We start from the raw sequence: 14714 nt of genomic DNA, 5'->3' as shown, positions 1-14714 counted from the left end.
TTAAACTAAAGTTTTATAACGTAAATTGGTTGTGATCGGATGATAAAAAATCCCACCGGCAAGGGCTGAAACTATCGATAAGCACTCCTGGTTCTATGCAAGTGCATTCGTGCTCGGTGTAAGGCGGCACATAATAGCCATCGCCTGCCCTGATCACTTTCTTCGCTTCGCCTATAGTAATCTCAAACACACCGCTTTCTACATAGGTAGATTGCGAATGTGGATGGCTATGCATTCTGCCCACGCTGCCTGCTTCTAACTTTACTTTTACCAGCATCAGTTTTTCATCATAGCCTAATAGTTGGCGCTGTATACCCGGGGCGGCATCCTGCCATTGGGTTTGCACTCCCTCTTGAAATAAGGCACTTGAAATCATTCGAATAGTTTTTTAATTAGTGCTGGCCTGCAACAGACCACTCAATATTACATGCAATTTCTGTTGAATTTAACATTTACAGGCAGTATTATTTACGCAAACGTTTTAGTAATAATGTGTGAATCAACAGGAACTTTGTAAGTTATTTACTGACTTGTTCAATAACGATTTATTTCAAAAAGCATTCCCTCACATCATAAATTTTAGGTTAGCAAAAGGTTAACACAGCAAAGCTATCCTCGGTTAATTGACAAAATTTATCATATATTTAAAGCATCAATTTTACCTGCTTACTTTGCATTGAGTATTGCAGGCCAAATACCAGTTATGAATTTCGAGGCGATTACTATTAAAGACATTGCGAAAGCGTTAAAGCTGTCTGTATCGACGGTATCAAAGGCACTGCGCGATAGCTATGAGATAAGCGCCGCCACCAAAAAAAGGGTAACTGATTATGCCGACGCTCATAATTACCGGCCTAACCCGATTGCACAAAGCTTGAAGAAAGGCAACAGCAAATCCATCGGTATTGTGGTATCTACTATTGATAATCATTTTTTTGCGCAGGTTATAAACGGGATTGAATCGGTTGCTTATCAGAACGGGTATAATGTAATTATCACACAAACCCACGAATCATTTGAACTGGAAGTAAACAACGTTAATCACCTCACCTACCGGTCTATTGACGGGCTGCTGATTTCCCTATCTACTGAAACGAATGATATAGAGTATTTAAAGAAATTGCATTCTCAAGGCTTGCCCATTGTTTTTTTTGATCGCATCAGCAATGAGTTGGATACCCATAAGGTGATTGCCGACAACTTTGGCGGTGCTTATGAGGGCACTGCGCACTTGCTTGAATCGGGTTATCAGCGCGTTGCCCATATCACCAGCTCAGCAAATACTTCTATTACCGGCGAGCGACTGGCCGGTTACAAAAAAGCTTTAACCAACCAAGGAATTGAGGTGGATGACGATTACATCAAATATTGCCCCCACGGCGGTAAGCTGACAGAAGAAATTGAAAATGCACTTACGGAATTATTGAGCCTGAAAGAGCGCCCCGATGCGATATTCACTGCCTCCGACCGTATCACAACCACTACGCTGGCCTTGTTGCACAAATTAAAAGTTAAAATACCGCAGGATATCGGGCTAATCGGCTTTACCAATACGGCTCAGGCCGAAGTACTGAATCCTGCCCTGAGCACTATCTATCAACCCGGTTTTGAAATAGGTAAAACCGCAACCCAAATGCTGATTGACCTAATTCAGCGCAAGCGTCCGGTTGATCATTTTGAAACACGTGTGCTGCCTACCCAACTGGTAATACGAGATTCCAGTGCAGCCAGAAATTAAGAAAGTTTACTGCCCCTTACTACAAGGAGATACCCTTCTTCTATGCCTTGAAAACATTACGAATTCGAAAACGATGTCGTAAATAAAACCGTCTTTGGATGACTTATAGCCAGACATTGCTGATATTTTTGAACACATAAGTCAGCATGTTTGAGCTGTAAACCAATTATTTCACTCACATTATTACTTTCTGTTTGAGTTATTTATCTCTGGCAGGTAATGTATTTATTGAACATTAAAGTGAAGCCGTACAAAGCAAGGTTATTTTTATTTTTTGTGCTATTTCTTCTTGCAAAACCATCTTTTGCGCAGCAAAGCATAAGGCTAAACAATGGCTGGGAATTTTTGCGCCAGGATCTGGGCAGTATCTGGGAAGCCGTACGCCCAATTACTAAAGATGGTCCTGAAACTGTGCCGCAATGGCAAAGCGTAACCCTGCCTCACTGTTTTAACGCCCGCGATGCTTATGACCCTGACTTAAATTACTACCAAGGACCGGGCTGGTACCGCACGCAAATTGAGGTAAAGAACCCCTACACCAACGGACGCACCCTACTGCACTTTGAAGGTGCCGGACAAAAGACCGAAGTCTATGTATATACGACCAAGGTTGCTTCCCATAATGGCGGGTACGACGAATGGACTGTAGATTTAACAGAAGCTATCGAAAATTTCAAAAAGACGCAAGCTTATACCCAACAATTCAAAGGTAAAATACCTGTTGAGATTCGTTGTGATAACTCGCGCGATGTGGAGAGCATACCTTCCCGACTGTCAGACTTTAACGTCTATGGAGGTATTTATCGCTACCTTAATTTAGTTTACACACCGGCTGTTTCGGTTGAGGATATATTTGCCGCTGCGAATATTAAAGATAAGACAGGTACCATCGATATTAAAGCCCGCTTTTACAATCCGCAGCAAAATCAAGCCCCATTGTGTACAATCACGCTGTACAACCCGGCTGGTAAACTTGTTCGGCAATTAAAAAATATAGCGCCTTCTGCAAATGAAAACCAGGCACTGGCAACAATTAAACTTAACAACCCGCTGCTATGGTCGCCCCAGCACCCGGTACTATATACTGTCAAGCTGAATTATACCATCAACAATCAACCTTACACCAAAACCGAAAAAGTGGGATTTCGTAGCTTTGAATTTGCTGATAAAGGTCCATTTTATTTAAACGGTCAACGCTTGTTGTTGCGCGGTACACATCGGCACGAAGATCATGCCGGTGTGGCTGCAGCCATGACCGAAGATATGATTAGGCAGGAGATGCAGCTAATTAAAAACATGGGGGCTAATTTTATCCGGCTGGGGCATTACCAACAATCACGCATTGTACTCAACCTTTGCGACAGCTTAGGGTTGCTGGTCTGGGAAGAAGAGCCTTGGTGCCGTGGTGGCCTGGGCGGCGAAACTTACCAGGCACAGGCGCAGCAAATGCTTACCCACATGATTGAGCAGCACTACAATCATCCCTCCATTATCTTATGGGGCCTGGGCAACGAAAATGACTGGGAAGGCGACTTTCCGGAATTTGACAAAGAGAAAATCAGGACATTTATGAAGTCGCAAAACGATTTGGCTCACCGATTGGACCCATCACGTAAAACCACTATACGCCGCTGCGATTTTTGTAAAGACATACCTGACGTGTATTCGCCTTCTATTTGGGCAGGCTGGTACAAAGGTGTGTATACTCAATACAAAAAGTTTACAAAAGACGAAATTCCTAAAGTAAATCATTTCTTTCATGCCGAATGGGGTGGCGATAGCCATGCCGGGCGCTTTGATGAAGCAGATGATGTTAACCCACCAGGCACCATTATCGCCCATGGCAAAGCCTACCCGGCTGATACACTACTCAAAGGCAAAACAAAGATTACTGCTGCTAAAGACGGCAACTGGACGGAAAGTTACATTTGTAACCTGTTTGATTGGCATTTAAAGGAACAAGAAACCATGCCGTCCTTAACAGGTTCTGCTTTTTGGACATTTAAAGATTTTTCCACCCCACTGCGACCAGATAACCCTATCCCTTACATGAACCAGAAAGGCGTGGTGCAAAGTGATCTAACTACAAAGGAAGCTTATTATGTGGTACAATCTTACTGGTCAGAAAAACCAATGGCCCATATTTTCGGTAATAACTGGCCTGTGCGCTGGGGTGATGAGGGCGAATTGAAAATGATAAAAGTGTACGCTAACTGCGAACAAGCCGAACTACTGGTAAATGGTAAGAGCTACGGTACGAAAATGCGCAACAGCCAAGATTATCCGGCCGCCGGCCTACGCTGGATGGTGCCCCTAAAAGAAGGTGAAAACCATTTGAAAGTTATAGCACATCGCGGCCAATCTGTGGTGATTGATACTTTGACTCAATATTACCAAACCAAAAAATGGAACAAACCGGCACAACTTCAGCTTAAAGCAATCAGCACAGCGCAAGGCATAAGCACCATAGAAGTCAAGTTAGTAGATGCTAAACAAACGCCCTGCCTTAATGCAGCCAATTGGATATATTTCTCAATAAGCGGCGATGGCATTTTGATGGACGACTTGGGAACAAGCCATGGCTCGCGTAAAATTCAGGCCGCTAACGGGCGTGCGTTGATACAGGTAAAAAACAATGGCGGCAAAAGTGTAGTAGGTGTACAATCACCTGGTTTACCAACCGCATTTGTTGAACTATGATTGTTGGTTAGTTCGTAGTTTGCTGCAATACCCGTGAGATGGCAGGTAAAAGTTTGCTGCTATTTTTACGGCTGCAGCTACCTTACCAAACTTTGTTATCTGTTGGTAACGACATTAGCTTGATTACCGGCAAATTTATTATCCGCAATTTGATTATCCGCAGGCCCCACATCCTGTGTAGTGCGTGAAGGATAGCGTTGAGTATCAAACTTACCTGTCCAATCTGCATTCTTGCTGTCACCAACCAGGATGGCGGTAGTGCAATTTTCGATTACATTGTTTTTAATGGTACAATTTGCCGCTGCAATATAAAAGCCAATTTCTTCTTTGCCTTTAGCCATTCCGTACATCAGGCGTATGCCGGTTTTTACCTGACTTATTTTGTTATGTGTTATTGTATGGCCGGTTCCGTTTATACGTAAACCGCCAATACCGCCGCTAATGGTGTTGCTATCAATCAGGCAATCGTGGCCGCCACGCATCACCAGTTCGCCTTCGCAATTTTCAAAAACGTTGTTGATGTACTGATTACCTGAGCATTTGTTGCTAATAACTTCAGGTTCGCCGTTGCATTTAACAAAGTGATTATCGCGCACGGTAGTAAGTGGGGCTATGGTGCCAAGCAGTACGGGGTCCTGCCCTATCTGCACGCATTCGCCGCCGTTCGAATTGGGCCAGGTGACGTGAGCTTTATCCTTGAACAGGTTATGATCAATCAGCGTGTGTAAAGGGTAATCCTCTTTAGTGACCTTCACCTGCACTTCCTGATTATTAAGATTTGACACAAAATTACAGTGGTCTATCCTGTTGCTTTGACCATTGCCCGATACAATGACCAAAGGCGTATATTGTATAGTTGCTTCATTTTGTGTAAAACTGCATTGCGTAATGCGACACTGTGTGCTTTTATTTAGCTCAACTAAAACGCCTGACCGCTTATCGGCTCTAATCAGCTTACAAGCGGTAAAAGTGATACCGCTTAAAGTGGTATATCTCCCTGTAAGCTTAAAGATGGTTTGAGTACTATTACCAGTAAGAATTACTTTTCCTTCCTCTTCTGCCTTAATTGTAATGAGCTGTGCTGCTGTGCCTATGGTGGGTACATCTACACTCCAGCCGGTATAAGTACCATTGGCGATGACAATGACATCGCCAGGCTGAACTGCAGCCGTTGCCATATTGAACTCTTGTTGGGTATGTATAGTATAGGTTTCAGCAAATACAGCAGCCTGGCCCAGCCATAAGAAAAGTAGTAAAGCAATGGTTTTCATGCACTAATGTACTTATTGCCATACCCTGTGATGCCGTTTACTGAATGAAAATTTACGAAAACGTTTAAGTGAAAATTGTCACTTCTGCTTGATAACTAACATTTTATCTCGGGAGATAGAGCACACCTGCTTGCTAATCAACTGTTCTTATTCATTAAAAGGGAAATAAGCTTTCGCATTGTAATAACAGATATCTTTAATAATTTTTCCGACCCATTCCACATCATCAGGCAACTCGCCGTTTTCAATGTCTTCGCCAAATAGGTTGCATAACAGGCGGCGGAAGTATTCGTGGCGTGGGAAAGACAAGAAACTGCGCGAGTCAGTTAGCATGCCCACCAGTTTACTCAGCAGCCCCATGGATGATAAGGCATTCAATTGCCGGGTCATCCCTTCCTTTTGATCCAAAAACCACCAGGCCGAGCCGAATTGTATTTTACCGGCCACACTGCCATCATTATAATTACCTACCATAGTGGCCATCAACTCATTGTCGGCCGGGTTAAGGTTATACAAAATAGTTTTAGTCAGTTGGTTTGTACTTTGCAGGCGATTCAAAAATTTGGACAAGCTCATGGCTTGTTTAAAATCACCAATAGAATCATAACCGGTATCGGGCCCCTGCAATTGAAAAGCCCTGATGTTGTTGTTACGTAATGCACCTAAGTGATATTGTTGCACCCAGCCTTTTTCATGATCCCATAAGGCAAACTCATAAAGCAATGCCGACCTGAACTTCAACGCTTCAACAGTTGTTAACTCAACCTTTGAGCGAATTTTGTTGAAGATGCCTTTTACCTCCTCATCTGTATAATCTTCGGCGTAAATATGCTCCAAACCATGGTCTGATACACAGCAGCCATTTTGGGCGAAGTAATCATGACGGCTTTTTAGGGCCTTCAGGTAATCGCTGTAATCAGCAATATGAATATCGCTTACTGCTGCCAACCGATCAATGTACTGATTCGATGCCGCAACATCATCGGGGTTCATAGCTTTATCGGGCCTGAAGGCCGGAAAAACTTTAGTGCCCCAGTTGCTCTGCTTTAATTGGCGGTGATATTCCAGGCTATCAACAGGATCATCAGTGGTACAAATCACCTTTACATTCATTTTAGACACCAAACCTTGTACCGAATATGCAGGTGTTTGCAGTTTCTCAGTGCAACTGTCATAAATCGTTCTGGCGGTTTCAGGCGACAACAGCTCATGGATGCCAAAGTAACGTTGCAATTCCAGGTGCGTCCAATGGTAAAGCGGGTTGCGTAACGTATAAGGGACAGTTGCTGCCCACTTTTCAAACTTTTCCCAATCGGTACGGTTCCCGGTAATATACTCCTCAGCAATACCATTGGCCCGCATGGCCCGCCATTTATAATGGTCGCCGCGCAGCCAAACATCAGTCAGATTTTTGAAGGTGATTTTACCGGCCATTTGTGCAGGGTCAAGGTGGCAATGGTAATCTATAATCGGCATGGCAGCGGCATAGGTATGGTACAAATGCTCGGCTGTTTTATTTCGCAGTAAAAAATTCTCGTCTAAAAAGTTTTTCATCATGTATCAGCTAACCGGTTATTTTTACCGATGATTTGAAGTTGACAGTACATAGGTTTGGCAATGGTTTGCTCGGCGGTAAATGTTGCCAGGCCGGCTAAATTTAATACTGACCCTACAGTTTACCAAACAATCCGGCTTTATTATTCACGCAATCGTTACCGCTGGCTCCTAGCCCTTGCTGTCTCAGGGATTTGCTCTGTGAAATTGAGCGTTTCGGGTACGGCTAACCACAACAACAATAAAGCACCTGCTGCAATGCAAGCCAATACAATAAAGGCTGTAGTAAAGCCGGCGGCATCTACAATGAAACCCGACATCACGTTACTCAACGAGCCGCCCAAATCTGCCACGGTAACCAATAACCCTTGGGCGAAAATTGCAGAACCTGATTCACCCATTAAGTCAGCCACCATCAGGATTGAAACCACCCCGAATATACCAGCCGCTATACCATCCAGTACCTGAACCGAAATTAGATAATACGGATTTGCGCTAACGGTGTACAACAAAGCCCTGATGGGTAAAATAGTAAACGCAATAATAAGCAGCCATTTTCGCCCTTTATGCACCTGCTTACCACAGATATAGCATACCGGTACCATCACCAGTTGCGCTACTATTACACAAGCCGAGAGGTAAAGCGATGAATTTGAGCTACGACCTAAAGAAACATCACGCCCCACCAGTGGTAATAATGCGCCATTGGCTAAATGAAAACTGAAAGCTGTAAGCAAAAAAATAAGCAGAGGTTTGTATTTAAATACCTCTTTGAATGACATTTCTTTTTTGCCATTTTCTGAAGACGGTAAAGCGGACTGCTTGATTTGATTTTGCGGAATAGACAATGCGCTAATCACACAGAAGACCGCTAAGGTAAGCAAGCAATAAAATATACCTTCGTTATGGGTATACTTGCCAACAACACCAATAAAAATTGCAGCTATTACATTACCTGCATGGTTAAAGCCTTGATTTTTGCTGATTACGCCATCAAACTCACCTTTACCAGACAACGAGGCTGCCAGCGCAATCAGCGTAGGCATATAAAATGCGGATGCGACTCCCATTATTATTTGCACGCACAGGATATACTTAAATGATGGGAAGAACGGAATAGAAAAAGATAATACCCCCAATACAATGGTGGCAATGATAATAGGGATGCGTTTATATTTGGTTTTGCCCACCACATAGCCTGCAATAGACTGTGTGATAACCGCCGAAAAACTCATGGCAGACAAAACAATGCCGATTTGCCCTGCTTTCCAGTGCTGGTTGGCGGTAAGAAAAACGGCCAGGAAGGGGCCAACACCGGTACTGATATCTGCCGCAAAAAAATTCAGCCAGTTTAAGGCTTTAATACCGGCTCTGCTTTTAGGTTCAGCCATTGCACTGTGTTGTTGTTAAGCGTAATACTTTGAACCTGGTTGAATTTAAAATGGTTTACATGGCCGCAATTAAATATACAGCCATGTAAATCAATGTAATTTAGCTGGCAATTGAATACTTGCGGCTTGCAGCATTATTTATGTGCAATAACATATCTTCGGCAGTTTGATCCCATGACTGGTCAGCCAGGAACTCATCAACTTCGGCTAACCATTTCGATTTGTCGGTAACGGCTAACTCCTGCTCGATGGCTTGTACAAATTGCTCGGAATTTTTGGCAATATAAACCAGTTCTTGATTACCGTATGGCCTGATAACATCTTTAATAGGCGTAGAAACCACCGGCTTACCTGCTGATAAATATTCAGGCGTTTTAGTTGGACTAATGAATTGTGTAGACTCATTCATTGCAAAAGGAATAAGCGCTATATCCCAGCCGGAAAGATAGGCCGGTAATTCTTTATAACTTTTCTGACCCAGGTAATGTATGTTACTGTTTTGAGGTAACGTTGCCGGATCAATTTTTACCACCGGGCCCAGCAAAATAATTTGCCATTCGGGTTTGGCATCGGCAATTCCTTTAATCAAGTCAATATCAAAGCGCTCGTCTATAACGCCGTAAAAACCCAATTTGACGCCTTCAATATTACGCTGATCTTCTGGCTCGGCGGCCGCATTCCGGGCTGTTTGAAAATGTTCTTTTTCAATACTGCTCGGGAAAGCATGTATGTTGGCATGGCGATTCTTTTTGGCTTCGTAAAGCGAGTAACCTCCGGTAAATACTACATCAGAGCGCTGCATTAATTTTCTTTCCTGCTCTTTTAACTCTACAGGCGCATTCTTGAAGGCCGAAAGTTCATCCATGCAATCAAAGATGGTTACACGCGGGATGTGCTTTTCAGTAAACGCAAGCGCCATAGGTGAGTAATACCAAAAAGCAAAATCATCCATATCCTTACCCGCCAAAAACTGATCTATCAGAGCAGTCATTACAAAATTAACTTGCTGCGGGTTTAATCCCTGAGGTAGATGAGGAACACCAACTTTTATATTGTTTTCCTGTGTTGAGAATGATATATAAGCTTTTTCAGCGTCAAAAATAGGTTCTTCAATATAGTATACATTTAAGTAACCAGCGAAACGGGTTAACAAATGTTGGGGACGCTGAAAAACGAAATTCCAGCGTAAATGTGAAAAGCATAGTAGATTTGAAGGGCATGATTTTGATAGGGTCTTCATACGGGGTATAAATGATTTGTAAGAGATTTTGATTAATCTAACAGAAACTATACCCCGTTTTCTTTTGAGTTAAACTTTAGTATAAAAACCCACTATAATGCGTATTTATACGCAGTTATTGTATTTTCCGGTGCTAATAATCCCATAAAAAGCTTTCTTAAAAATTAAAAACTGTATAATATTTAAATCAGTGATTGTATAGGCCGGGTACCTGAAAAGGTGATACACAAATGCTAACTAAAGCATATGGCTCGCTTCTTACCAACCCCATAGATTAATAAGCAGCGGGCCATATTACACATCGCAAGTTGATCCACAAACAGGTGGAAAAGCGCGATATTCAAGAAAGTGACTTAATCCTCTGAATCAGAATTTATGTTAGTGGATTTAAGCAAGCCTGACGGTACTTTTAACTTACCCGTAGTAAAATCTATAATACCATTTACTTCATCTTCAATATCAGTAGCTTGCGTGTACACATCTCCGGCAATCGGGCGTTTACGCAGTTCCTGCTTATAGGCGGCAATATCTTTAGTACGCTCTTCCTTGCTTTGCGGGCCACCGTAATCAGCGAAACCGAAACCGCCCCATTCGCTTACCAGCAACGGCACTTGCTTACGGTAGAAGAACGGATCGCCAACAATTAACGGAAATGCCGCCACACCCACTTGCTGACCGCTTACCAGGTTATCCAGCGTTTTTTTCCACTGTTCCAGTTCCGGCGTATAAATATGTACGGTTAATAAATCGCTTTTTAAGCGGCCCTCGTGCGAGATGTGCTGCCAGCCATCATTATCAACCACTATAAACTGCGGATGAACGATTTGCATGTAATGATATTGCTCAATAATGTACTCCCGTGTTTCGGGATTCGTGGCAATATCCTGTGCCCCCCAATCCTCATTGTACAGGCTCCAGATTATTACCGACGGATGAGTTGAAATCATAGCCAGCATTCGCAGTAATTCGGCACGGTGATTGGCCCGGCTTTTAGCAGTAGAACGATGCGGGCTTGGCACCTCTACCCAAAGCAGCATCCCCAGCTTATCTGCCAAATTATATATACGCGGATCTACACCGGCAATATGGATGCGCACCAGATTACAGCCCAGTTCCTTCATGGCATACATATGCCGTTTGATCTCTTCGTAGCTGGCAATACCAGGCTGGTACAATATACCATCCAGATAAACCGATTTGTTATTCAAATATATGCAGTTACCCCGCGCTTCTATTTTACGAATACCAAAATGCGATTCAATTTTTGCGCTGTAACCATTGCTGTCCACCAATTCTGCAATCAAACGATACAAGTGCGGCGACTCTGGCGACCAGTGCTTGGCATCGGGTACTTCTATGACCAGACGCTGCTGCTTTTCCCCGGCTTCTAATAATAACTGATACTCATCAGTAGCGATAGGTGCATCAGTGGCTACATTTTGGTGGCGGTTATATACTTTCAGCTTTATGGTATAAGCACCGGGATCATGAATACGGGTGGTAAGAGTGAAACGGACAAGGTTATCTTCAATTACACTTACTACGCCTACGCGCGAACGCAGTCGGTTACGCTCCACACTTTCCAGCCATACGCTACGCACCGCGCCTGTATAGGTTTGGTACCATATACCACCGCGTTTGTATACCAATGATTCTTGTTTACCACGAGTGGTATCAGCATCCATGGTGCTGGCAATACGTACTGTAAGGCGGTTAATGGGCTGTAGTACAGCTTCGTCCAACTCATATGAAAATGAGGTATATTCCCCCACATGCATATCTTCGCCTTCAATGGTTTTTAAGGGGCGGCCATTCAGCCAAACCATGGTTTCGTAACCACAGGCACCAAAAGTAAGCTGTAGCTGCGCCCGAGGCGAACCGTCTCCATCGGCCAGCTCAGGCAACGGAAAGCTTCGTTCGTACCAAACAATTACATTATCCTGCCATGATTTACCTTCGGGCTGTGCTTTAGCCATATGTGTTTCCACACTGCCCGGCCAATTTGCAGTGCCAGGGTAATCATAACTCACAAACCAGTTTTCGGTAAGACCACGGTTATTAGGGTCTGTTGCAAATTTCCACTCTCCATCCAACAGGCTGAACGAATTAGGGCGGATAACTGCACGCGGTAAAGGGTTGATATGATCTTCTTCGTAAAATCCCTCCTCGCGGCTTTTGGTTAAACTATAATTAGGGTGATTGTCTTCTGCAATTTCCATATTTCAAAAATTCAAATACTGCATTAATACGTGTTCGAAAACGAAATGTTTAATCATTTATTACCGTAATATATACGTACAAAGCAGCGCAGCAAGTGCCTGGAAATGCAAAAAATCTATTTTACCTTCATTTACAATTATTTACATCGATTAGCGATAGTGCAAAGTGCACCATAAAGCAATTTAATCTTCTACCTCAAATTCAGTACTTAGTTTAATATCTTCGCTCGATGCGCCAATCATTACCTTAAACTTTCCGGGTTCCACTGTCCAATTCATATTTTTATCCAGTAAAGCCAGGTCATCAGGATGAAGTATGAATTTCACCGTTTTAGTTTCACCTGGCGCTAAGGGCACACGTTCGAAGCCGCGCAAATCATAATCATAAGTGGTTACACTGCTTACTACATCTTTTAAATATAATTGTACCACCTCGTCACCTTTCACCTGCCCGGTGTTGGTGATATCAACAGTTACAATCACATCACTTTGACTATGTTTTGCAAGTTGTTCAACTTTAAGATTACGGTATGCAAAGGTGGTGTAACTTAAACCGTAACCAAACGGATATAAAGCACCGTTTACGCTGGTTTTACCATAGCCGTTTGGCCCTGATGTAGGCTGGTTGGCCTGCGACGCCGGTTTGAATGGAAAGTTCAATTCAATTTGCCCGGTAGTCTTCGGAAAAGTGATGGATAACTTACCGCCCGGATTGTTATCGCCAAACAGGGTTTCTGCCACTGCCTGCCCCGCTTGCGGACCAGGGAACCAAGCTTCTAATATGGCCGGGAGATAGCGGTTTTCCCAGTTGATGGTAAGTGGCTGCCCGTTAATCATCACCATTACCACGGGTTTGCCTGTAGCTTGCAAAGCTTGCAATAACTGCAATTGGCGGCCGGGTAAATTGAGCCCGGTGCGTGACAGGCTCTCGCCCACTTGCTTTTCATCCTCTCCTACCACGGCAATCACCACATCGGCATTTTTGGCTTTGGCAACGGCGGCATCTATATCAGCCTGTTCTTGTTGAGTTAGAGGCGTGGTAATGATTTCGCTTTCGGGCCAGGTGGCATCAACTACATCGCATCCTTTGGCATAGTTTACGCTTATACCTGCACCTGCGTATTTTTGAATACCTTCCAATACGCTGGTTACTTTGTTGTGTGACGGGCCGTAGCGGCTAATGGCATAACTCTCTGCCGCAGCCAGCGGGCCGGTAACCAGTATATTTTTAAGTTTAGTTTTATTCAGAGGCAGCAGATGGTTTTCGTTTTTTAGTAACACCATTGATTCTCGGTTAAGTTGCAAGGCAAAACTTTCGTCAGCAGCAGTGTGTACAATACGGTCTGCAGCTTTAGGGTCTTGCACATAAGGGTGGTCAAACAAGCCCAACCTAAACTTTACGCGCAGTACATCGGCTACGCTCTTGTCTAATGTTTGCATGCTTACGCTCCCCTCTTTTACCAATTCGCGCAGGGGCATAATGTAAGTTTGCGGCATGGTGAAATTGGTACGTACATTAAGGCCTGCATCAATAGCCTGCTTTACTGCGCCTTTCATATCGGCGGCTACATGGTGTTTGGAATACAGAAATTCAACCGCCTCACTGTCTGATACCACATAACCAGTGAAGCCAAATTTCTGGCGCAGCAATTCGGTCAGGAAGAAATAGCTGCCGGTAATCGGCACGCCATCCCAATCATTATAGCTGCTCATCACCCCCATCGGTTGGGCATCATGAATTACTTTTTGAAAAGGATATAAATACAGCTGATACATTTCGCGTGGTGCTACATGCGGGTCGGTACGGGCATTACCATCGCGGCCGCCTTTAGGCACACTATACACCGCATAATGTTTTAAAGTGGAAGCTACGCCCTGCTCCTGAATGCCTCTTACCATTTGGGTACCCAATGCGCCGATGAGAAAAGGATTTTCCCCATAGCATTCCACCACCCTGCCCCAGCGCTGATCGCGCGCGGGGTCAAGTATAGGGGCATACACATTTGTATATCCCAGCGCTTTGGCCTCGCGGCCTACTATAGTACCGGCATGGTAGACCAACTGCTTGTTCCAGCTGCTGCCAATCCCAATAGGCGCCGGCAATGGGGTGGCGCGATCATGGTTCAGGCCGTGAATGCCCTCGTTGGTAAAATCAACCGGTATCCCCAGTCGGGTCTGCTCCACAAACCATTTTTGCACAATATTAATCGCCGAAGCATGTTTACTATACGGAAAGCTGTATTGAGTAGGTGCATCATCGGTATGTGAGGTGAGGTTGTTCAGTTCTTCATCAATATTGGCAATACCATCTTTCCAAATTTCATTTTTCCAGTTGGGCGTTGGCATCTCATCTTTCAATACCCGCTTGTAACCATACAGGGTAGCTTGCTGACAGGTCTTCTCTTCAAGGGTCATTTGCGACAGCAAATCGGCTACCCGTTTTTCTACCGGCTCTTTAGGATTTTCAAACACGTCCATCCGGCCGTTTTTATTAAAATCAATCCAGCCGGTGTAGTAGATATTTTTGTTTTGAGCGAAAAGCGAGGTGGCGCTCAAACTGATCAGTGCTGAAGTGAGTAAGATTTTTTTCAAGATGATAGA

9 protein-coding genes are annotated in these 14714 nt (G+C 43.9%); 2 read left to right on the top strand and 7 right to left on the bottom strand.

All coding sequences use genetic code 11. The features are described from left to right. Positions 1-13: 13 nt before the first annotated feature. On the bottom strand, positions 14-376 hold the full coding sequence (locus ACYVNW_RS03985) for a cupin domain-containing protein (RefSeq protein ID WP_460678548.1): 363 nt from the start codon (positions 374-376) through the stop codon (positions 14-16). A 327-nt stretch (positions 377-703) separates the two neighbouring features. Between ACYVNW_RS03985 and ACYVNW_RS03980 the strand changes: the two genes are divergently transcribed. After that, positions 704-1738, top strand: coding sequence for a LacI family DNA-binding transcriptional regulator (locus ACYVNW_RS03980; RefSeq protein WP_460678547.1), 1035 nt, complete (start codon positions 704-706; stop codon positions 1736-1738). 276 nt (positions 1739-2014) lie between these two features. Then, a complete protein-coding gene (locus tag ACYVNW_RS03975) occupies positions 2015-4438 on the top strand; it encodes a glycoside hydrolase family 2 TIM barrel-domain containing protein (RefSeq protein WP_460678546.1) in 2424 nt (807 codons plus the stop codon). A gap of 95 nt (positions 4439-4533) precedes the next feature. Here ACYVNW_RS03975 and ACYVNW_RS03970 read toward each other — a convergent pair whose 3' ends face one another. The 6 genes from ACYVNW_RS03970 to ACYVNW_RS03945 all read right to left on the bottom strand — a co-directional run bounded on the left by ACYVNW_RS03970 (position 4534) and on the right by ACYVNW_RS03945 (position 14705). Next, positions 4534-5709, bottom strand: coding sequence for a chondroitinase-B domain-containing protein (locus tag ACYVNW_RS03970; RefSeq protein WP_460678545.1), 1176 nt, complete (start codon positions 5707-5709; stop codon positions 4534-4536). A gap of 147 nt (positions 5710-5856) precedes the next feature. Further along, positions 5857-7263, bottom strand: a complete 1407-nt coding sequence (uxaC, locus tag ACYVNW_RS03965; RefSeq protein WP_460680996.1) for a glucuronate isomerase — start codon at positions 7261-7263, stop codon at positions 5857-5859. 158 nt (positions 7264-7421) lie between these two features. Further along, on the bottom strand, positions 7422-8654 hold the full coding sequence (locus ACYVNW_RS03960) for an MFS transporter (protein ID WP_460678544.1): 1233 nt from the start codon (positions 8652-8654) through the stop codon (positions 7422-7424). A 100-nt stretch (positions 8655-8754) separates the two neighbouring features. Further along, positions 8755-9645, bottom strand: a complete 891-nt coding sequence (locus ACYVNW_RS03955) for a glycosyltransferase (protein ID WP_460678543.1) — start codon at positions 9643-9645, stop codon at positions 8755-8757. Positions 9646-10247: 602 nt separating this feature from the next. Next, positions 10248-12113, bottom strand: a complete 1866-nt coding sequence (locus ACYVNW_RS03950) for a glycoside hydrolase family 2 protein (RefSeq protein ID WP_460678542.1) — start codon at positions 12111-12113, stop codon at positions 10248-10250. Positions 12114-12296: 183 nt separating this feature from the next. Continuing rightward, complete coding sequence (locus ACYVNW_RS03945) at positions 12297-14705, bottom strand: glycoside hydrolase family 3 N-terminal domain-containing protein (RefSeq protein ID WP_460678541.1); 2409 nt, start codon at positions 14703-14705, stop codon at positions 12297-12299. Positions 14706-14714: the final 9 nt, after the last annotated feature.

It is taken from the genome of Mucilaginibacter koreensis (assembly GCF_054783355.1).
Note: the sequence above shows the minus strand (reverse complement) of the source record. Positions and strands in the feature narration are given on the sequence as shown.

What these genes read in the sequence shown, in the direction of transcription:
- ACYVNW_RS03985 (WP_460678548.1), bottom strand. Translation starts at nt 376, where the DNA reads ATGATTTCAAGTGCCTTATTTCAAGAGGGAGTGCAAACCCAATGGCAG.
- ACYVNW_RS03980 (WP_460678547.1), top strand. Translation starts at nt 704, where the DNA reads ATGAATTTCGAGGCGATTACTATTAAAGACATTGCGAAAGCGTTAAAG.
- ACYVNW_RS03970 (WP_460678545.1), bottom strand. Translation starts at nt 5,709, where the DNA reads ATGAAAACCATTGCTTTACTACTTTTCTTATGGCTGGGCCAGGCTGCT.
- uxaC (WP_460680996.1), bottom strand. Translation starts at nt 7,263, where the DNA reads ATGAAAAACTTTTTAGACGAGAATTTTTTACTGCGAAATAAAACAGCC.
- ACYVNW_RS03960 (WP_460678544.1), bottom strand. Translation starts at nt 8,654, where the DNA reads ATGGCTGAACCTAAAAGCAGAGCCGGTATTAAAGCCTTAAACTGGCTG.
- ACYVNW_RS03955 (WP_460678543.1), bottom strand. Translation starts at nt 9,645, where the DNA reads ATGACTGCTCTGATAGATCAGTTTTTGGCGGGTAAGGATATGGATGAT.
- ACYVNW_RS03950 (WP_460678542.1), bottom strand. Translation starts at nt 12,113, where the DNA reads ATGGAAATTGCAGAAGACAATCACCCTAATTATAGTTTAACCAAAAGC.